This is a genomic window from Roseateles sp. YR242, from assembly GCF_900109745.1.
Taxonomy (GTDB): Bacteria; Pseudomonadota; Gammaproteobacteria; order Burkholderiales; family Burkholderiaceae_C; genus Roseateles.
This window is the reverse complement of sequence record NZ_FOAV01000003.1, coordinates 185,254-205,373: the sequence shown is the minus strand read 5'-3', so window position 1 is coordinate 205,373 and position 20,120 is coordinate 185,254. Positions and strand designations below refer to the sequence as shown.

Sequence of the window (20,120 nt, the reverse complement as noted above, 5' to 3'; positions counted from 1 at the left end):
CTGTGCGACGAACCGATTTTTAAAAACGAAACCACCGAATCCGCGGCTGCATGGAAGGCTTCCCTCGCCATTCCGGGCCCTTTCAGACGTCACGCGCAAGGCACCACTCCCTCGCAAACGTTTTGCGCCTGTTTTAGCGGCCCGAAATTCCCGACCGCCGGCCTCTTTCAACCAGCCACCCTCTTGCTTTGTTGGGGACCGGAATCCGGTCCTCCTTAATCTCAAGCAAAAAGCCTACCAGTCGAGTCACACCCCAGCAATGCGACCATTACCGGCCCACTAGGGTTTGCTCCAATCCCGGTCACTTTGTGCCAGCGAGTGTTTTCCGGCGTGCCGGAACCCACCTCGGCGATTCACGGACGCGAGTCTCCGGGCCGGATGTTGTAGGTGTGTGACAAGAAATGACAGGGTGCTGCCGGGTGTTCAAAGGCCGCCGGCAGGTGGTGCGTCCCCATGCGCTCAACACGCCCTCCACACGCTGGAGAGGCCGTTGGATCGCTGTTGGATGGCCATTTCACAGGGTTTCTCCGGAGGTTGGGGAGCGCCCCTAGATACGTTACAACGTTGCGCGGAATCGACAGTTCTTGAACGTCGGTGAACCCTCAGGCAACGAACGTTGCTGCGGGTCCTTCGACATTGATGTCGTTGATGGCGCAGGCCACCAGTGTTTCCCCGGACTCCGGCGCAGGCAGGCGGCCGTCGGCGGGGATCAGCTCGAACCGCCAGGCTGCCTCGGGGCGGTGCGCTACGCGTCGCCATAGTGCGAATAGCCGCGCGGGTGCGCCATCCTGGGTCGCGAGCCGGAGGCTGCCGTCGGCCTGGCGCAGGAGCTTCACCTCGCCGCAGGGGGGCGCTGTCAGCCACGGCGTGGTCGGTGGCAATGCCGGCTGGGTGTACACGCCCTGGCGCAGCAGTTGGGTCAGCCCGCGCCGGTTCTGGGCCAGGGCCACCATGCTGAAGTGCAGGTGGCCGCTGGTGGCGGGCGCCGTGCGGCAGATTTCCACCTGGGCCGGGATCTCTTCCGGTGTCCATCCGGGCACGTCCGTCACGGCCTTGCTGGTGAACAGGCCGGGCCAGATGTGGCGTTGCTGTGGATTCAACCCTTGCCAGCTGCGCAGCAGCGTCTCGAAGGCCTGTGGCTTCTGGGCCCGCGGCCAGTACAACTGCGGGGCCAGGTAATCCAGCCAGCCTTGCGCCAGCCAGCGCTCCACGTCGGCATAGAGCCTGTCGTATTGGGAGAAGCCTTCGATGCCGGCCGGGCGCTGGTCCGGGCGGGGCAGGCCGAAGGGGCTGATGCCCAGGCGGGCGGTGGGCCGGACTTCCCGCACCAGGGTGTGCAGCCGCTCCACCAGTCGGTCCACGTTGTCGCGGCGCCAGTCGGTGCGGCTGAGCGTGCCACCCTGGTTCAGATAGCGTTGCCAGCTCAGCTCGTCCGGAAAATCCAGTTCCTGCTTGCTGCTGTCCTGGACCGGGTAGGGGTAGAAGTAGTCGTCGATGTGCAGCCCATCAACCGCGTAGCGGCTGAGCAGGTCCTTGCACACGGCCAGGGTGTGGTCGGCCGCCTCGGGTTCGCCGGGGTCGATCCACAGTTGATCCCCATAGGTCTTCACCCACGCCGGCCGGCTGCGGCTGACGTGCTGGGGGGAGAGCGCGGACTTCGCGCCGCTTTGCCGGGCCCGGTAGGGGTTGATCCAGCCATGCAGTTCCAGGCCGCGTGCGTGTGCCTCGGCCAGCCAGACGGCGAGCGGGTCGTAGCCGGGGGGCTGGCCCTGCACGCCGGTGAGGTACTCGCTCCAGGGTTCCAGGGTGGAGGCATACAGTGCGTCGGCGCTGGTGCGCACCTGCAGCACCACGGCATTGAGCCGCAGGTCGCGCACGGTATCCAGCAGCTGGTGGATCTCGGCCACCTGCTGTTCGGCGGTCAGCCCTCGGCGGCTGGGCCAGTCAATGTTGGCCACGCTGGCCACCCAGACGCCGCGGAACTCCCGCGGTACGGGCGGGGGCCCGTTGACGGGGCTGGTGGCGGGCGGGGTGTCGGGCAGCGAGGGGTGGGCGACGGAGGCGCAGCCGTTCAAGGCGCCTGCGCCAAGGGTGGCGGCGGGCCATCCGAGGGCCGCGTGGAGCAGGCGTCGCCGTTGCATCGGTTCAGGAGTCCTTGTTCCGCGAAGCCGCGACGATACCCCGTGCGGCCTCAGGTTCTGCCGAATCAGGCCGCAGCCTGTTTCTTGCCAAAGTCGTCCGGCACCTGGATCTGTGCCGTCATCAGCAGCGAGGGCAGGGCGGCCACCAGGACCCAGCCGAAGAAGTGCAGGTAGCCCAGCTGGCTTTGCAGCCAGCCGCTCCACATGCCCGGCACCATCATGCCCAGCGCCATGAAGCCGGTGCACAGGGCGTAGTGCGCGGTCTTGTGGGGCCCGTCGGCCACCAGGATCATGAACATCAGATAGGCCGTGAAGCCCAGGCCATAACCGAACTGTTCCACCGCCAGCGCTGCGCAGATGATCCAGAGGTGGCCGGGATGGGTCCAGGCCATGGCCAGGAACACCACGTTGGGCAAATGCATGGCCAGCACCAGCGGCCACAAGGCCCGCTTCAGGCCCACCCGGGAAATGATCCAGCCCCCCAGCAGCCCGCCCAGGGTCAGGGCGACCAACCCGACCGTGCCATACGCCAGCCCCACCGCCTTGTTGTCGAGGCCCAGGCCGCCGACGCTGGTGGGGTCCAGCAGGAAGGGCGTGGCCAGCTTGAGCAACTGCGCCTCGGGGAAGCGGTACAGCAGCAGGAAGCCGATGATCACCAGCAGCCCCGGCTTGCGGAAGAACTCGCCAAAGATGGCGAAGAAGTGCTGCCATTGCCGTTCTTCGCGGGGGGCGGGTGCGTCATTGGCCGGACGGGGCAGGCGCCAGGCGTGGAAGGCGGCCAGGCCGATGAACACGGCCGCGACCAGGGCCAGCACGGTCTGCCAGGCATGGGCCCAGTCCCTTCCCTCGTCATGCAGTTCACCCGCCAGCCACACCATGCCGCCGTTGCCGGCGATGTTGGCGAGCCGGTAGAAGGTGGAACGCACGCCCACGAAGGCGGCCTGCGTGTGCTGCGGCAGGGCCAGCATGTAATAGCCGTCGGCGGCGATGTCGTGCGAGGCCGAGGCAAACGCCATCAGCCAGAACATGGCCAGCGACAACTGGAAGAAACGGTCCATCGGCAGCGTCAGCGCCACGGCCGCCAGGGCCGCGCCCATGCCCAGCTGCAGCAGCGTGGTCCACAGCCGTTTGGTGCCCATCATCTCCACCAGGGGCGACCAGAGGGGCTTGATCACCCAGGGCAGATAGAGACCGCTGGTGTAGAGCGCCACGTCCGTGTTGGACACCGACATGTTTTTGTAGATGACGGTGGAGAGCGACATCACCACCACGTACGGGATGCCCTGCACGAAGTAGAGGGAGGGCACCCAGCTCCAGGGGGAGCGGGAAGGGCGAGTTGGCGCGGGCGCGGGGGGCGTGGAGACCTGCATGGGGGCAGTGTCGCATCAGGCCGTGTTGCACCGGGAAGCGTCACGCCAGGCGGCGTCACACCGGACCGAGGCGCTCAAGGCTCCGCCAACGCTCGTCGCACGCTGCCGTCATGGCGTTCCAGCGACCGCAGCGCCTCGGCTGCGGGCAGTTGCCGGCGCAACATCACGATGGCGGTCTTCACGCTGAAATCGCACTGGGCCAAGGCCCGGCGGGCACTGGCCTCGTCCACGCTGGCAGCACGCATGGTGAGGGCCACGGCTCGGCGCACCAGCTTGGCGTTGGTGGCTTTCATGTCCACCATCAGGTTGCCGTAGACCTTGTTCAGCCGGACCATCAGCGCGCTGGAAAAGCTGTTCAGCGCGATCTTCTGGGCGGTGCCGGCCTTCAGCCGGGTGCTTCCGGAAATGATCTCGGCGCCGGTGTCCAGCAACACCGGGAATTCGCACGCCGCCAGCACAGCGGCCCCCGGGTTGTTGGCCAGGCCCACGGTCAGGCAGCCGGCGGCCCGTGCGGCGGCCAGTGCGCCCAGCACATAGGGGGTCTGTCCCGAGGCGGCGATGCCCAGCAGCACATCCTGCGGCCCGGGCTGCACGGCTTGCACATCCTGGCGGCCCTGTGCTTCGTCGTCCTCCGCGCCTTCCACCGCCACGAACATGGCGGACGCACCGCCCGCCATCAGCGCCACGGCCCGTTCACGGGGCCAGGAGAAGGTGGGGGTCAGTTCCACGCTGTCGAGCACACCCAGCCGCCCTGACGTGCCAGCGCCCGCCCACAACAGCCGCCCACCTGCGGCGATGCGCGGCAGGGCCGCCTCCACCGCGGCGGCCAGGGCCGGTGCGGCGGCGCGCACGGCATCCAGGGCTGCCTGTTGATCGTCCACCAGCGCCTGCACCAGCTGCGCGCTGTCATACAGATCCAGATCCGGATGTTGCTGGCTGGGTGTCTCGGTGTTGAGGATGTGGGGCATGGCCTTGGCACTCTAAAGGGCGCGAGAAACGCCAGCCAATACCAGGGGCCGGTGCCACCATAACCGGCGGTAATCCGGCCCGCCGCTCAAAGCCGCCCCTCCGCCTGCACCACGGCGTCAATCACCTCGGCCAGACTCACGGCACGTGGAGACGGATCCAGCTCCACCAGCACCAGATACCCCCGATCCCGCCCTTGCCCCGTAAACGCCTGCAGCAGGGCCAACTGATCGCTGTGGACCATCGTCCCCGCCGCGTCCCAGTACTCCATCGCCACCATGCACCCATCCGACGGTGTTCCCGGGAAGTAACTGCTCCCCTGGTAATAACGGGGGTCGATCGTGCTTCCATGCATCAGCATCTCGTCGCGTCCGGCCAGGCCGGCCAGCCAGGCTTCCTGCAGCGGCGCGTAGTCGCGCCAGCTTGCGGGCAGCAGTGCGCGGTACCGGTCCACCGACCATCCCGGCTCCACGGCCGAAGGTGCCCGTTGCTCAAAATCCGCCACGCTGGCCTCCACCGGCACCTTTGAATGCAGATACGGCGTCGGTCCGATCCAGACATTGCTGGCCGCCCGCCCGGCCCCCTGGATCGCGAAGAGGCCCTGAGGCGTATTGCCCAGCGTGATCGTCCCCGGCAGCCCGCTGCTGGACAGCGCCAACTGCGCCACATTGAACAGCCCGCCATCGGTGCGCCGCACAAACCGGCCGTCCGCCTGCCTCACCAGCGCCAATCCCATCTGCTGGCGCCCGGGACGCTGGAAACTGAACACCACCGGGAACCCCGGCCGCACCGCCAGCAGATCGGCCAGCGGCGGCCGGGCCGCCTGGGCGGTTCCTTCCGCCACGGCCAGGGCCTGAGCCAAGGCCTGCAGGCGTGGTTCATAAGCATCGCGCGGGATCAACTGCGCCCGTACCAGCGCCAGATCGGCAGGCTGCCGTGTCCGCATCAACGTGTAGGCCGCAATCGCGAACTCACGCGGCGTGGCCAGTCGCGGCAGCAGGTCCCGCAGCAGCGGCGCCGCATCCTGCGGGTAGAGCGTGTAGGCGGCGGTCAGCAGCGGCCGTTGGACGTCCGCCGGTTGACGGTCCAGGGCGGGCAAGGCGGCCAGCAGCGCCGGGCGGGCGGTGTCCAGCTCGATGTTGTAGTGCGCGGCGATCCGCAAGCCCTCCGCCAGTTCTCGCAGCACCGCGGTGTCCTGCGGATTCACCCGTGCGGCACTGACCGCGCCACGCAACCGGGCGCGATCCAGCTCCAGCCGGTCACGCGCCTGTGCCGCAGTGCCGACGGTGGAGTGGAACTGCGCCGGCCGCAGCGCCTGGAGCGCCGCCGGACTGAAGTCATTCGCCGCCGCCGCCGAGCGTGGACCCGGTGGTGTGGGAGCCGGCGCCTTGGTGGCGCATGCCGCCAGCAGGGCCGCGATGGCAAGCGGCCCCCAGCGAAGCGGCAAGCCCGCGAGCGTGGAGCGGGGCATTGAAGGAGACAGGGACGGTGACAAGGGCAGGGTGCAGGTCATGGAGTGGCGCCAGGGTTTGCCGGGGCACGATCAGCGGTGGGAGAAGGAGCAGGGGTCCCGGCGGCGGCCGGGATGCGCCAGTGTGCAACGGTATGGATCAGCAGTGCATTGGCCAGCGGCCGTAACGCCGGTTCATTGAAGGGGCGGCCGGTGACCAGGCGACCTTCGATCAGCAGGGCCGTGCTGCCGCCACCGTCCAGGTTCAGGCCTTGATGCACGCCGCGCGCCGCCATTCGCGCCGCCAGGTCCGCCAGGGCCAGCCCGTCAGCCTGGACCTGCCGGCCTTCCACCAGCACCAGCGTGAGGTAGCGCCCACTGGCATCCAGACCCACGGCGGTACGGGGATGGCGTGTGATGCAAAAGCCGCAGCCCTGATCGTCGCCGGGCTGGCGGGCCTGGCCGTTACGCACCAGCCAGGGCGTGCCCGCCACGGCCAGCCAAGGGCTTGGGGGCGACGGGACTGGTGGGCTGAGTGTCATCTGGCAACGGCCAAGACGATCGCAACTGAGCAAGGGGCTGTCGGCGGCGGCCAGCACGGGCGCCCAGGCCTGCCCCTCGGAGACCGTCCACCCGCGTGGCTCGAACGCGGCGGTAAAGAAGGAGGCGTTCAGCGCCGCCAGTGCCTGAGCGGCGCCGTCGAAGCGGTCCAGCGGGCGGCCCTTCTCTGCTGGTGGGGTCAGCGTCAGCTGCAGGGTCGGGTCCTGCAGATCCAGCCGCAGCCAGTGCAAGACCTGACCCGGTTCACGGGCTTCCCGTTCATAAACAAGGCCCGCCTGATGGCCCACCGGCGTCCACTGGGCGGCCTCCGGCTCGACATCTCCGACGTCGGGCGCTGGCCCCGCCGGAGATGCACAGCCGGCCAGGAGCAGGGCGGTGGCCAGCAGCAGGAGGGTGGACCTGCCACCTGACATGGCGCGAGCGGCGTGGGTGAGGAACATGAGGCGAAGGAGGGCCATGCGATTGATTTTAGGGAGCCGGGCATTTCGTTTGCCATGAGGCGCGGGCTTGAAAGGGAGTCGCCAGTGAAGCTTTTATGTCAGCCCGGTCTGCGAGCCGTGGTCGTTCTGAGTGGGTTGGCCGGCACGGTCGGCATGGCGCCATGCCTGGCGCAAGGCATGGCCCCGGCACCGTCGGCCACATCGGGAACGGTGCCCGTGCCGGCTGGCATGGGCGCCACCGCACCGGCCACCGTGGCGGCGAGTTCGGACGCCCCGCTCAGCGCCGACGCCTGCACCCGCATCCCGGACGCCACCGACCGCCTGGCCTGCTACGACCGCATCCACGGCCGTGCCGCGCCCGAGCCGGTCACTGCCCCGCCCACCCTGAACGGGGCCACCACCAACGCCATCGCCCTGGTGCCGGTGGCCGCGCCCAACCAGCCCGCCGCCAACGACCCTGTGGACCCGTGTGCCCGCCCGGCCAGCCTCACCGGCAGCGCGCGTGACTACCTGGGCTCCACGCTGTCCGAGCGCTGGGAACTCTCCTGCCGGGACCAGCTCCCGGCCTTCCTGCCCCGCCCTTACAAACCGGTCTACCTGCTGCCGGTCTCCTGGACGTCCCGGGCCAACCAGGCCCCCCGCACCTCCGAATCGCCCGACAACGGCGTGGTGGATGCGCTGGGCCTGAACAAGAACGAAGCCAAGTTCCAGGTCAGCCTCAAGTCCAAGCTCTGGAGCCTCAACGACCACGGCACCCTTGCCCTGTGGGGTGGCTACACCCAGAGCTCCCGCTGGCAGGTCTACAACGGGCGCATTTCACGGCCCTTCCGCGAGACCAACTACGAACCCGAATTGATGCTGACCCACGGCATGGGCGTGGCCCTGCCCTTCGGCTGGACCGCCCGCATGGCCAGCCTCAGCCTGAACCACCAGTCCAACGGCCGGGCCCAGCCGTATTCGCGCAGCTGGAACCGCGTCATCGGGGAAGTCAGCCTGGAGCGCAACGACACCACCGTGTCCCTGCGTCCGTGGGTTCGTCTCCATGACGGGTCTGACGACAACCCAGGTATCGAGGACTATGTGGGCCGCGCCGAAATGCTGGTCACCCACAAATGGGGGCGCAACGTCTTCAGTGTCCAGGCGCGCCACAGCCTGCGCTCCGGCGACCGCTCACGCGGTTCCGGCCAGCTGGAATGGGCCTTCCCCATCGGTGGCGGCCTGCATGGTTACGCGCAGCTCTTCAGCGGTTACGGCGAAAGCCTGATCGACTACAACTTCCGTGAGACCCGGTTCGGACTGGGAATTTCGGTCGTGGAATGGCGTTGACCGCCTGATGCTCTGTTGGTGCCCACTCACTTCACGGGGTGGGGCGCGCTCCCACGCCGTTACGTCCTGTTGCGCCCGCCGGTTTCGATGAATATGGCGCATTCCGGTGGCCGCCCCCAATGGCGCGGGCGGCCCGGTTTGACTAGGCTGACGACATGGCTCACGTGCTGGACAGTTGTGTCCTCTGGGTGGTGGAGTACCGCCTGGATGGCCGCCCTCGCCGATGGATACGCGCCCTTCCGGTCGTGTCGCCGCCGCACGCCATGATGCTGGAGGAGCTGGACGAGCTCTACGGAACGCGCGCCGCGCTGGTTGATCTGCGCCAGGCCAGCGATGAAGAGCGCGTTGCCTTCATCCGTGGCGAGCCGCCGCCGGTACGGGCCGCAAGCGGGGATCAGCCCACCTGTTCCTGAGGCGTTGCGCATCCGCCTCACATTGGTAACGCGGCTGATGCACCTGCCGCCGCCGCGCGCCGTCACAATCCCCGGACCGCCGCAGCCGATGTCCCGCCTGCCGCCGCCGCCCAATGTCGTCCCCGTCCCCGTCCTCCTCTTCGACGCCTGCGTCGTCCCCACGCTTGTTCGCGCTGGCCTGGCCGCTCTTCCTGGAGCTGTGCCTGAACATCGCGGTCGGCCTCATCGGTACGATGCTGGCGGCCCGCGTGTCGGACGCGTCCGGCGCTGCATTCGCGCTGGCCAACCAGCTGGCCGCGACGCTCTTCATCCTCTTTCGCATCATTGGCGCCGGCATCAGTGTGGTGATCACGCAGTCGCTGGGCAGCGGCCGGCGCGCCGTGGCGGATGCCACTGCGCGTGCAGCGCTGGGCGCCAGCAGCTGGATCGGCGGCATCACGGCGTTGATGGCGGTGGTGTTCGCCGGGCCGCTGCTGCAGCTCATGAATGCGCCCGCCTCCGTGCTACCGCTGTCGCAGCCCTTCCTCATGGCGCTGGCGCCGGCCATGATGCTGGACGCCTGGAATGCCTCCATGGCCAGCGTCATGCGAGCCCACCTGCGCAGCCGGGACACGCTGATGGTGCTGATCGTCATGCAGGTGGCCCAGTTGCTGCTGTCGGTGACCCTGATGCCGCACCTGGGCCTGCCGGGCTTTGCGCTGGCGCTGTTCATCAGCCGTGGCCTGGGCATGGGCCTGCATGTGTGGCTGTGGCGCGAGCGTCTGCAACTGCGCCCCACCTGGCCGGACTGGTGGCGCCTGCCTCGCCAGGAGCTGGGGGCCGTGCTGCACATCGGCCTGCCCGGCGCGGCCGAGAACATTGCCTACCGCATGGCCTACATGGTGAGCATTGCGGTGGCGGGGCACCTCGGCGCGTCCGCGCTGGCGGCGCACAGCTACGCCTCGCAGCTGATGAACTTCGTGCTGCTGCCGGGCTTGGCCACCGGCTTTGCCGCAGAGATCGTGGTGGGCCACCTGATCGGTGCGGGCCAGTTGCATGAAGCGCACCGGCTGGTGCGGCGGGCATTGGCACGGGGGCTGGCCATCAGCGTGGGCGTGGCCAGCGTCATGGCGATGGCCTCTCCCTGGCTGCTGGAACTTTTCACGCACGACACCCGCATCGTCAGCACCGCCGTCATTCTCATGGTGCTGACCATCGTGCTGGAGCCAGGTCGCACCTTCAACCTGGTGGTCATCAATGCCCTGCGGGCGTCGGGCGATGCGCGCTACCCCGTGATGGTGGGCGCTGGCTCCATGCTGGTGGTCCTGGCCGGCGGCAGTTGGCTGCTAGGAGAGGTGCTGGGCCTGGGCCTGGTGGGCGTGTGGATCGCCTACGCGTCGGATGAATGGATACGCGGGCTGCTCATGTGGCGCCGCTGGGCGCGGCTGGGCTGGGTGCCCAAGGCCCGGGCCGTGCACCGTCGGTTGCGGCGGGCGCACGCGCATTGAACGCATCAAGCCAGCCACTGCGCCAGCGATTGCGCATTGGCCGCGCAGATCCGCTGAAACTCCCCGCTGATCCGTGCATCGGCGGCCGCTGTCTGCCAGAACACCACGGCGGCCCGGGCGGCCTGATTCCATGCGGCAGTTTCGGCCGGGAGCGGCAAGCGGGGGGTGAACGTCCAGGGCGTCAGCTCCACGCCGCGCACCGGCGCATAGCCCATCGGCAGCATGTCGTAGGTGGGCGCTAGCGCCAGGCCGTTGGCACGGGCGCCGCCGGCCGGCACGAACGAGAGGTTGCCGTCATGCATGTCGGTATTGCCGATCAACTGGCCGAACATCCAGACCGTCCGGATGACCTCGATCGCCTGACGGGTGACCCAGCGCTGCGGCAGCAGGGCGCTGACGGTGTCCGCCCAGGGACGGCCGACCTGGCCCACCAGGGCGGAATTGACAGAGAGCCAGGACACCAGCGCCGAGCGGCCCAGCGCGCCGTGGCGATCGAATCGATCCACCTCCAGGAAGGTCCGACCACCGGCCTGGGCGATACGGGACGTGGCGGCGGCTACCCCCAGCTCGGCCTGGACCACGCGGCCGGCGAGGTGCTCGCACACCAGCAGGTCGGACCAGCGTTGCGTACCGGGCGAATCGTCCGAGCCGGAGAACTTCACCAGCACGTGCTGATCCGACCCGTCCGGGCGACGGCGCAGCGCGGTGAACTTCGGGAATTCACCGCCTGCAGACGAACCGGCAATGCCCAGGGACAGGGCCTGCTGGGCATAGGCCGGGTAGCGGGCGGCCTGCTGCTCATCCGTGACGCCGGGCTCGGCGGTGCCGGCCTTGACCGACTGGACATGGGCCAGCCACAGGCGGCACGCTGCCTCCCCCACCAGCAGGTCGCCAGGGGTGTCCGCGCCGAGCACGGCCAGCGCGTACAGGGCGTCATCGTCCGACCAGGTCGACGGGTCTTCGCCCACCTGCAGCACCGCCGCGTGACGGCGGGCAAAATTGCGCCCGAGGAAACCTTGCGGGCGCATGTCCTGCAGCGGGTAAGGCAGGCCTTCGAACCAGCCGTTGCTCATGGTGTCATCCATCGGCCAACCGAAGGGTGCCCGGAATTCGACTGCGCAACCGTAGGGATGGATCAGCGCCAGTTGACCAATCTCCGCCGGCATGCCGTCCAGGCCGATGCGAAACAGCGGCAGCGGCGCGGTAGCGCCCCGCAGTGGCCGCCGGGCGGCATAGGCGGTGCGCCGGGCGTTACCCAGGCTGACCAGGTCATCCCCCGCCGCCCTCACCAGCCGGCTGAGGGTGGGACGGCTGATGGCCATGCGCTCCGCCAGTGCGCCGGCCGGCTGCGGACCGGTGCTGCGAAGAAGCTGGATGAGGCCGGGGTTCATGAAACGATTGTTGATTGATGTAAGTCGTTGACTATAAACAGAAAATAGAAATTTGAAAGGCAACTATGAAACGATTGGTGAAACGATACGCCCATTCGTTCTAAGCGTGGCGCCACGCCGTCCCCACCCACCCCCTATGATCCGCCCCGCTATGCAGAGGCTCATATGGCTTACCTGACCAAGCGCCTGGGCCTTCTGCTGATCACGCTGCTGGCCGCATCGGCGCTGATCTTTGTGGCGTTGGACTGGCTGCCCGGCAATGCGGCCCAACTGGCCCTTGGCCCGGAGGCGACGCCCGAGGCGGTGGCGGAGCGCGAGCGGCAACTGGGCCTGGACCGGCCGACCTGGGTTCGGTATGGCGGTTGGCTGCAGGGTCTGGCGCACGGCGACATGGGCTTGTCCTCCGCCTACGACGGCACCCCCGTCACCGAGCTGCTGCTGGAGCGCCTGGCGGTCACCTTGCCCTTGTCCCTGCTCGCCATGGCCCTCACCGTGGTGCTCGCGCTGGCCGCCGGCTGGTGGGCCGCCAGCCAGCATGGCCGCTGGGGCGATCAACTGGTGATGGGCCTGACCCAACTCGGCCTGGCGGTGCCCAGTTTCTGGCTGGGCATGCTGCTGGTGCTGCTCTTTGCCGTGAAATGGCAACTGCTGGCTGCCGGTGGCTTCCCCGGCTGGCGCGAAGACGTGGGCGGCGGGCTCTGGCCCGGCCTGCAGGCCTTGCTGCTGCCCGCTGTTTCCCTGGCCCTGGTGCAAGCCGCCATCCTGGCGCGCATCGCCCGCTCCGCACTGCTGGACGTGGCCCGCGAGGACTTCATGCGCACTGCCCGAGCCAAGGGCCTCAGCCGTCGGGCTGCGCTGTGGCGTCACGGCCTGCGCCACGCCGCCATTCCGCTGCTGACGCTGGGGGGCCTGCAATTCACCAACCTCCTGGCCGGGGCCATCGTCATCGAAAACGTCTTCACCCTGCCGGGCCTGGGCCAACTGCTGGCCAAGGCCATCGCCAACCGGGACCTGGTGGTGGTGCGCAACGGCGTGATGCTGCTGACCGCCCTGGTGCTGCTGATCAACTTTGCGGTGGATCTGCTGCATGGCTGGATCGACCCCCGCGTGCGTACGCGGAGCGCGGCATGAGCCGCGCCCGCCTGGCCCTGGGCCTGACGCTCACCGCCACGATGCTGGCGGTGGCGCTGCTGTCGCTGGTCTGGACGCCCTTCCCGCCGGACGCCATCGACATGAACCAGCGCCTGGCCAGCCCCAGCGCCACGCATTGGCTGGGCTGCGATCAATTGGGGCGCGACGTGCTGAGCCGGCTCATGGCCGGTGCCCGCAGCGCCTGGCTGGTGGGGCTGGTGGCCGTGGGCCTGGGCCTGCTGGGCGGCACCGCCCTGGGGCTGCTGGCGGCTGCACGCCGAGGCGGGGTGGAGGCACTGATCCTGAGGGCCAGCGACCTGGGGTTTGCCTTCCCGGCGCTGCTGCTGGCCATCGTGCTGGCGGCGGCGCTGGGGCCTGGCCTGGTGATCGCGATGGTGGCCATCGGCCTGCATGCGGTGCCCAGCTTCGCGCGGCTGGTCAACGGCAGCGCCAAGAGCTGGTGGGCGCGGGACTTTGTGCAGGCGGCGCGGGTGGCGGGGCAGGGGCCCTGGGCCATCACCATGACGCATGTGCTGCCGCAGCTGCTGCCCTTGCTGATCGTGCAGGGCACCACCCAGTTCGCGCTGGCCATCCTGGCGGAGGCTGGCCTGTCCTACCTCGGCCTGGGTGCCCAGCCGCCGCAGGCCAGCTGGGGCCGGCTGCTGGCCGAGGCGCAGACGCTGATGTTCGAGGCGCCGCAACTGGCGATTGCGCCCGGCGTGGCCATCACGCTGGCCGTGCTGGGCCTGAACCTGCTGGGTGACGGCTTGAGGGACCGGCTGGATCCGAGGGGGCTGCCACGATGAGCCACCTAGCGTCCAGCGCCTCCCCAGCGTCCGATCAGCATCCCGGCGCAGCGCCGCCGGCCGCACCGCAGCCCTTGCTCCGTGTCCGCGACCTGCGTGTGTCCCTGCCGGGCCCGGGCGGCACACGGCTTCATGCGCTGCACGGGCTGGATCTCGACCTGGACCGAGGGGACAGCCTCGCCCTCATCGGCGAATCCGGCAGCGGCAAGACGCTCACGGCCCTGGCCATCATGGGCCTGCTGCCCGATGGGGCCGAGGCCGGCGGCCGCATCGAGCTGGACGGCCAACCCCTGCTGTCCCTGGACGAGCCCGGCTGGTGCGCGTTGCGCGGCCGGCGAATCGCCATGGTGTTCCAGGAACCGCTGACGGCGCTCAACCCGCTGCAGACCATCCTGGCCCAGGTGGCCGAACCCATCCGCCTGCACCGCCTCGCGCCCGACCGTGACGGCGCCCATGCGCGCGCCATGGCCCTGCTGACCCGTGTGGGCCTGGATGACCGCCAGGCGAAGGCCTTCCCGCATCAGCTCTCCGGCGGACAACGCCAGCGCGCACTGATCGCCATGGCGCTGGCCGGTGACCCGGACTTGCTGATGGCCGACGAACCCACCACCGCGCTGGACGCGCGTCTGCGTGTGCAGGTGCTGGACCTGCTTCATGAACTGGTGGCCGAGCGCGGCATGGGCCTGCTGCTCATCTCCCACGATCTGGCGCTGACCGCGCGCCGCGCAAGGCGGCTGGCGATCCTCTACGGCGGCCGGTTGATGGAGCAGGGAGATGCCGCCGACCTGCTGCACCACCCGCGCCACCCCTACACCCAGGCCCTGTGGGCGGCACGCCCCCGCCTGGGCGCCGGGCGGGACCAGGCCCTGCACGCCTTGCCCGGTGCGGTGCCCTCGCTGGCCCAGGTCGGCGCCGGCTGCCCGTTTGCGCCGCGCTGCCCGCTGGCCCGGCAACCGCGCTGCGGCAGCGAGCCTCCCCTCTGGAATGGGCGTGTGGCCTGCTGGGAGCTTGGGTCATGACGCCTGACACGCCGGCCAACAGCTCAGTGGCGCCCCACACCGCTGCCGCGGCCGTGCCCGCCATCGTGCCCGTGCCCGTGCTTGAAACCGAACACCTCACCCAGCGCTACGAAGGACGCGAGGTGCTTCAGGACATCAACCTGCGCCTGCAGCCCGGTGAATCGCTGGGCATCATCGGCGAGTCCGGGGCCGGCAAGAGCACGCTGGCCCGGCTGGTGATGGCGCTGGAGCGGCCGGCGGCCGGTGTGGTGCGCTGGTCCGGCGAGGACATCCACCGGCTGCCCGAACACCAGCGGCGCGCCCGCCGTTCCCGCGTCCAGATGGTCTTCCAGGACCCCTACAGCTCGCTGGACCCGCGCTGGCGCGTGGGCCGCAGCATTGCCGAGCCGCTGCAACGCCTGCCCATGACCGCCGCTGAGCGCGAGCAACGGCTCGCAGAGGTGCTGGACGCTGTGCAGCTGGACCCGGACGCGGCCAGACGGTTCCCTCACCAGTTCTCCGGCGGGCAGCGCCAGCGCCTGGCCATTGCACGGGCGCTGGCGACGCGGCCGTCCTTGATCGTGGCTGACGAACCGCTGTCCGCGCTGGATGTGTCGGTGCAGGCGCAGATCCTCGCTCTGCTGCGGGACCTGCAGCGGCGCGAGGCCATCAGCCTGGTGCTGATCAGCCACGACCTGCCGGCGGTGGAGGTGCTCTGCGACCATGCCCTGGTGTTGCGCCACGGCCAGGTGGTGGAGCACGGCGCCACGGCCGATGTGCTGGGCGAACCCCGGCACCCCTACACCCGCTCCCTTCTTTCCGCTTTGGCATGATGAAGCTCATGGACAGACGTCGATTCACCCTGAGCGCCGCTGGCGCCGCGAGTGTGGCCCTCGGGCCTTCGCTCCTCACCCAGGCCATGGCCCAGGCACCGGCCGGCCGCCGCGTGGTGCTGGGCATGACGCTGGAGCCTTCGGGCCTGGACCCGACCACCAACGCGGCTTCCGCCGTCGGTGAGGTGGTGCTCTACAACGTTCTGGAGCCGCTGACCAAGGTGGCCGAGGACGGCACGGCACAGCCGCTGCTCGCCAGCCAGTGGCGCGCCACCCCGGACCAACTGACCTGGACCTTCACGCTGCGCCCCGACGTCCGATTCCACAACGGTGAGCCGTTCAACGCCGCCGCTGTGCGCTTCAGCTTCGAACGCGCTGCTGCCGAGAACAGCCTCAACAAGGACCGCCGCACCTTTGCCAACATCAGCGCCATCAGCACCCCGGATCCGCTGACAGTGGTGCTCACCCTGCGCCAGCCCGAGCCGGACCTGCCCGCCCTGCTGGCCCAGTCCACTGCCGTGATCGTAGAGCCGCGCAGCGCAGCCGGCAACGCGCAGACCCCGGTGGGCACCGGCCCCTACCGGGTGGAGCGCTGGCAGCGCGGCGCCAGCCTCACGCTCATGGCCTGGTCCGGCTACCGGGACGCCGCCGCCATCAAGGTGCCGCAGGTGGTGTGCCGCTTCATCGGTGAGCCTGCTGCACAGGTGGCATCCCTGCTGGCCGGGGATGTGGACTGCTTCCCGCGCGTGGCTGCGGCGCGGGCCTTGTCGCAGTTCAAGGCGCAGCCGCAGCGCTTCCAGGTGCTGACCAGCTCGTCCCGGGCCAAGACCATCCTGGCCATCAACCACCAGCGCGCCCCGCTGGGGGACGTGCGGGTGCGCCGTGCCATTGCCATGGCACTGGACCGCAAGGCCATCATCCAGGCCAGTGCGGACGGCTACGGCGTGCCCATCGGCAGCTATGTCACCCCGGACACGCCCGGCTACGTGGACTGCACCGGCATCAACGCCTACAACCCCGCCGCCGCCCGCCAGCTGCTGGAGGAGGCCAAGGCCGTGGGCCTCTCGCTCACGCTCAAGCTGCCGCCGGTACCCTACGCCCGGCAGTCCGGCGAGCTGATCGTGGCGCAACTGGCCCAGGTCGGCTTGAAGGTGCGCATTGAGCAGGTCGAATGGGCTCAGTGGCTCTCCGGCGTCTATACCAACAAGGCGTATGACCTGACCGTGATCTCGCATGTCGAGCCCTATGACTTCGGGAATTTCTCCCGTGCCGGCTATTACTGGGGTTACCAGAGCCCCCAGTTCAACGCCCTCTACCAGCGCATGCAATCCAGTGCGGATCCGGCCCAGCGGCTCAAGCTCTTTGGCGAGGCGCAGCGGCTGGTGGCTCAGGACGCCGTGGCCGCGTTCCTCTATCAGCCCCAGTGGATCACCGTGGCCCGCGCGGGGCTCAAGGGGGTCTGGAAGCGGTCCCCACTGTTTGCCAACGACCTCTCGACCTTGAGCTGGTAAGCGCTGGTAAGCACCCGTTGGCATCCGTAGGCGGCGGTATGTGTTGGTATGCAGACCGATGCGGCCGTGCCACAGTAGGGCCCCTCGAATCGGGGCCTTCCTCACAGCTCATCGGCTGTCGTGCGCCGGCCATCGATTTACGGTGCTTTTCCCCTACAGTGGCGCCCCGGACGGGTGCTAGCCTGCCGGGTTGGAGTGGAGAGCCGCATGCCGTTTGAATTGCCCGAATATCTGCAGCCGTTCCTGCTGCCTTTGCTGATCGCCGTGCCGCTGGCCGTGCTGATCTGGATCATCACCGTGCGCCGTGGCGACCACCGGGACCTGGGTGTGCCGCCGCCGGCCGCGCGTCCGCACCCGGATGACCGCCGTGGTCCGCCCAGTGGCGCGCCCGCGTCTACGGCCGCACGTGCACCCGTCACCCCCCGGGTGGAGGCGGCCACGCCCGCCGGGCGGCTGCCGCTGCTGCTGGTGGATGACTCCGCCGTGGTGCGCGCCAAGCTGCTCAAGCTCTTCCAGGAGGCCGGCTACGAAGCCCAGGCCGCCAGGGACGGCACCGAAGCCCTGGAACTAATGTCCAAGACCCGTTTTGGCGTGTTGCTCACCGATCTGGAAATGCCCAACATGGACGGTTTCGAGCTGATCAAGTCGGTTCAGGGGTCGATGGAGACAGAAGACCTGCCAATCATCGCCATTACCGGCCATGAGGAACTGCACGCACGGCTCCATCAGATCCAGGGCCTGTACGGCATGTTCCACAAGCCCTGGAATGACCGCGAGCTGCTCAAACGCGTGGAAGCACTGGCCCACATGAGGCGGGCCGAGGCATGACCATGGGGACCTGGCTGCGCCGTGGCGCGGTCTCGCTGGCCATCGTGCTGGCGGTCGGTGCGGCCGGTGTGGCCTGGCATGTACACAGCAAGCTGCCGCAGCGCAGCGGCGAGCTGCAACTGCTAGGTTTGACCGCACCCGTCCAGGTCACCTACGACAACTGGGGTGTGCCTCACATCGAGGCAAGCAACGAGGACGACCTCTACCGCGCCCTGGGCTACCTGCATGCGCAGGACCGGCTCTTCCAGATGGAGATGCTGCGCCGCCTGTCGCGCGGGGAGCTCTCCGAAATTCTCGGCCCCAAGCTGATCGAGACGGACCGGCTGTTCCGGACCCTGGGCATCCGCGAGCGGGCGGACCGTCTGGCCGCCCTGGCCAACCACCCGGCCGCCACGGCCCAGCCGGGCGCCATGCGTGCGCTCAAGGCCTATCTCGAAGGCATCAATCAATACCAGGCCACCCGGCCGGCGCCGCTGGAGTTCGAAGTCCTCGGCATCCCCAAGCGGCCATTCAGCGTGGCCGACACCTTGAGCGTGTCGGGCTACCTGGCCTACAGCTTTGCGGCGGCCTTTCGCACCGAACCGGCCCTGACCGCCATCCGCGACCAACTGGGCGCCGACTACCTCCGAGTCTTCGATCTGGATTGGAAGCCGGGCGGCGCGCTGGCGGCCGGTAACCCCACCGCCCGCCGGCCGCAGGATCCGGACTGGATGAACACCATGGCCCGGCTGGCGGCCCTGAGCGACAGCGCCACCGCCCTGGCCGGCCTGCCGCAGTTCGAAGGTAGCAATGCCTGGGTGGTGGCCGGCAGCCACACGGCCAGCGGCAAGCCGCTGCTGGCGGGGGACCCGCACATTGCCTATTCCGCGCCTGCCGTCTGGTGGGAGGCCCATCTCAAGACGCCGCAATTCGAGCTGTACGGGCACCATCTGGCGCTGACGCCGGTGGCGCTGCTCGGGCACAACCAGCATTTCGGCTGGAGCCTGACCATGTTCCAGAACGACGATGTGGACTTCATCGCCGAGAAGGTGAACCCGGACAACCCCAATGAGGTCTGGGTGAATGGCCGATGGGTGGCCATGACCGCGCGGCAGGAGATCATCAAGGTCAAGGGCCAGCCCGATCAAATCCTCACGTTGCGGCGCTCGCCGCACGGCCCCATCGTCAACGACGCCATTCCGGGAGACAAGGGCACCAAGCCCATCGCCATGTGGTGGGCCTTCCTGGAAACCGACAACCCGGTGCTCGACGCGTTTTACCTGCTGGACCGTGCCGACACTCTGGAGAAGGCGCGTGGTGCGGCGTCGCTGATCCACGCCCCCGGGCTCAACATCGTCTGGGCCAACACCACGGGCGACATCGGCTGGTGGGCGGCCGGCCAGTTGCCCATCCGGCCGGAGGGGGTGAACCCGAGCTTCATCCTCGACGGCGCGACGGCGGAAGCGGACAAGCTGGGTTTCTATCCCTTCGAGGAGAACCCGCACGAGGAGAACCCCGCGCGGGGCTACATCGTCTCGGCCAACTTCCAGCCGGCCAGCGTGCGGCCGGTGCCGGGCTACTACAACCTGGAAGAACGCGGTCGCCGGCTGGACGGCCTGCTGAGCCAGGGCAAGCGCTGGGATCTTTCCAACAGCCAGGCGCTGCAACTGGATGTGCAGACCGATTACGGCCCCAAGGTGCTGCGGCCGCTGATTCCACTGCTGCGTGCCGCCGCCTCCGGCGAGGAGCAACCGCTGGTGGAAGCGCTGGCGCGCTGGAATGGCGCCTACAAGTCGGACGGGCTGGCGCCGGTGCTGTTTGTGCAGTTGGTCAACGAGCTGCTGAAGGCCGCGATGAAGGATGAGCTGGGCGACACCCAGTTCGAGAACCTGCGCCGTACCCGGGCGCTGGATCACGCCCTGCCGCGCCTGGTGGACGACCCGTTCTCGCCCTGGTGGGACAACCGTGCCACGCCGCAGAAGGAAACCGAGGCGGACATCGTGCGCCAGGCCTGGAAGGCGGCCTTGGCGCATCTGCGCCAGACCCTGGGCCCGGAGAGTGACGCCTGGCGCTGGGAGCAGGTGCACACGCTGACGCATGAACACCCGCTGGGCAAGCAAAAGCCGCTGGACATGATCTTCAACGTCGGGCCCTTCCGGGTGCCGGGCGGGCATGAGGTGCCCAACAACTTCGCGCAGCGCGGTGGTGATGCACCGTGGTCGGTGGTCTACGGCCCCTCCACCCGGCGACTGATCGACTTCGCCCGCCCGCAGGAGGCGCTGGGCGTCAATCCGGTGGGGCAGAGCGGCGTCTGGCCGGACCCGCATTACAGCGACCAGGCCACCCTGCTGGTGCAGGGCCAGTACCGACGGGAATGGCTGGCCGATTCGGATGTGCAGGCCCACGTCGAAGGGCGCTTGATCCTGAAGCCCTGATCCCGGGTTTCAGTTCCGCCCCTCACAAGGGCCGGCTTGCCACGGGCCGACCCG

16 protein-coding genes are annotated in these 20,120 nt (G+C 69.0%); 10 read left to right on the top strand and 6 right to left on the bottom strand.

Annotated features, from left to right (window positions below; genetic code table 11):
- Positions 1-602: 602 nt before the first annotated feature.
- The 5 genes from BMY53_RS08075 to BMY53_RS08055 form a co-directional block, all read right to left on the bottom strand.
- Complete coding sequence (locus BMY53_RS08075; RefSeq protein ID WP_092945411.1) at positions 603-2,141, bottom strand: glycoside hydrolase family 10-like protein; 1,539 nt, start codon at positions 2,139-2,141, stop codon at positions 603-605.
- Positions 2,142-2,206: 65 nt separating this feature from the next.
- Positions 2,207-3,448: an MFS transporter gene (locus tag BMY53_RS08070; protein ID WP_255370088.1), complete on the bottom strand. Its 1,242-nt coding sequence runs from the start codon at positions 3,446-3,448 to the stop codon at positions 2,207-2,209.
- Positions 3,449-3,585: 137 nt separating this feature from the next.
- Complete coding sequence (locus tag BMY53_RS08065; protein ID WP_092945909.1) at positions 3,586-4,470, bottom strand: N-acetylmuramic acid 6-phosphate etherase; 885 nt, start codon at positions 4,468-4,470, stop codon at positions 3,586-3,588.
- A 95-nt stretch (positions 4,471-4,565) separates the two neighbouring features.
- The gene (locus BMY53_RS08060; RefSeq protein ID WP_143073992.1) at positions 4,566-5,990 is read right to left on the bottom strand and encodes a hypothetical protein; all 1,425 of its coding nucleotides are present in this window, start codon (positions 5,988-5,990) and stop codon (positions 4,566-4,568) included.
- Positions 5,987-6,946, bottom strand: coding sequence for a phosphodiester glycosidase family protein (locus tag BMY53_RS08055; protein ID WP_092945405.1), 960 nt, complete (start codon positions 6,944-6,946; stop codon positions 5,987-5,989). The genes BMY53_RS08060 and BMY53_RS08055 overlap by 4 nt, the downstream gene beginning before the upstream one ends.
- 66 nt (positions 6,947-7,012) lie before the next feature.
- Between BMY53_RS08055 and BMY53_RS08050 the strand changes: the two genes are divergently transcribed.
- The 3 genes from BMY53_RS08050 to BMY53_RS08040 all read left to right on the top strand — a co-directional run bounded on the left by BMY53_RS08050 (position 7,013) and on the right by BMY53_RS08040 (position 10,154).
- Positions 7,013-8,254, top strand: coding sequence for a phospholipase A (locus BMY53_RS08050; RefSeq protein WP_218151202.1), 1,242 nt, complete (start codon positions 7,013-7,015; stop codon positions 8,252-8,254).
- 155 nt (positions 8,255-8,409) lie between these two features.
- Positions 8,410-8,667, top strand: a complete 258-nt coding sequence (locus BMY53_RS08045) for a hypothetical protein (protein ID WP_092945401.1) — start codon at positions 8,410-8,412, stop codon at positions 8,665-8,667.
- 113 nt (positions 8,668-8,780) lie between these two features.
- The gene (locus tag BMY53_RS08040; RefSeq protein ID WP_092945399.1) at positions 8,781-10,154 is read left to right on the top strand and encodes an MATE family efflux transporter; all 1,374 of its coding nucleotides are present in this window, start codon (positions 8,781-8,783) and stop codon (positions 10,152-10,154) included.
- 5 nt (positions 10,155-10,159) lie between these two features.
- Here BMY53_RS08040 and yjjJ read toward each other — a convergent pair whose 3' ends face one another.
- Positions 10,160-11,545, bottom strand: coding sequence for a type II toxin-antitoxin system HipA family toxin YjjJ (gene yjjJ / locus BMY53_RS08035; protein ID WP_092945397.1), 1,386 nt, complete (start codon positions 11,543-11,545; stop codon positions 10,160-10,162).
- Between the two features lie 165 nt (positions 11,546-11,710).
- On the opposite strand from yjjJ, the gene BMY53_RS08030 reads away from it, so the two are divergent.
- The 7 genes from BMY53_RS08030 to BMY53_RS08000 all read left to right on the top strand — a co-directional run bounded on the left by BMY53_RS08030 (position 11,711) and on the right by BMY53_RS08000 (position 20,066).
- Positions 11,711-12,676, top strand: a complete 966-nt coding sequence (locus tag BMY53_RS08030; RefSeq protein WP_092945395.1) for an ABC transporter permease — start codon at positions 11,711-11,713, stop codon at positions 12,674-12,676.
- On the top strand, positions 12,673-13,482 hold the full coding sequence (locus tag BMY53_RS08025) for an ABC transporter permease (RefSeq protein ID WP_092945393.1): 810 nt from the start codon (positions 12,673-12,675) through the stop codon (positions 13,480-13,482). The genes BMY53_RS08030 and BMY53_RS08025 overlap by 4 nt, the downstream gene beginning before the upstream one ends.
- Complete coding sequence (locus tag BMY53_RS08020; protein ID WP_092945391.1) at positions 13,479-14,501, top strand: ABC transporter ATP-binding protein; 1,023 nt, start codon at positions 13,479-13,481, stop codon at positions 14,499-14,501. Before BMY53_RS08025 ends, BMY53_RS08020 begins: the two co-directional genes overlap by 4 nt.
- Positions 14,498-15,313 (top strand): ABC transporter ATP-binding protein, encoded by an 816-nt coding sequence (locus tag BMY53_RS08015; protein WP_092945389.1) that lies wholly within the window; start codon positions 14,498-14,500, stop codon positions 15,311-15,313. The genes BMY53_RS08020 and BMY53_RS08015 overlap by 4 nt, the downstream gene beginning before the upstream one ends.
- An 8-nt stretch (positions 15,314-15,321) precedes the next feature.
- The gene (locus tag BMY53_RS08010) at positions 15,322-16,824 is read left to right on the top strand and encodes an ABC transporter substrate-binding protein (protein WP_092945907.1); all 1,503 of its coding nucleotides are present in this window, start codon (positions 15,322-15,324) and stop codon (positions 16,822-16,824) included.
- A 207-nt stretch (positions 16,825-17,031) separates the two neighbouring features.
- Entirely contained in the window at positions 17,032-17,652 is a 621-nt protein-coding gene (locus tag BMY53_RS08005; protein WP_092945387.1) for a response regulator, read from the top strand.
- Positions 17,649-20,066, top strand: coding sequence for a penicillin acylase family protein (locus tag BMY53_RS08000; protein ID WP_310732105.1), 2,418 nt, complete (start codon positions 17,649-17,651; stop codon positions 20,064-20,066). The genes BMY53_RS08005 and BMY53_RS08000 overlap by 4 nt, the downstream gene beginning before the upstream one ends.
- Positions 20,067-20,120 lie beyond the last annotated feature (54 nt).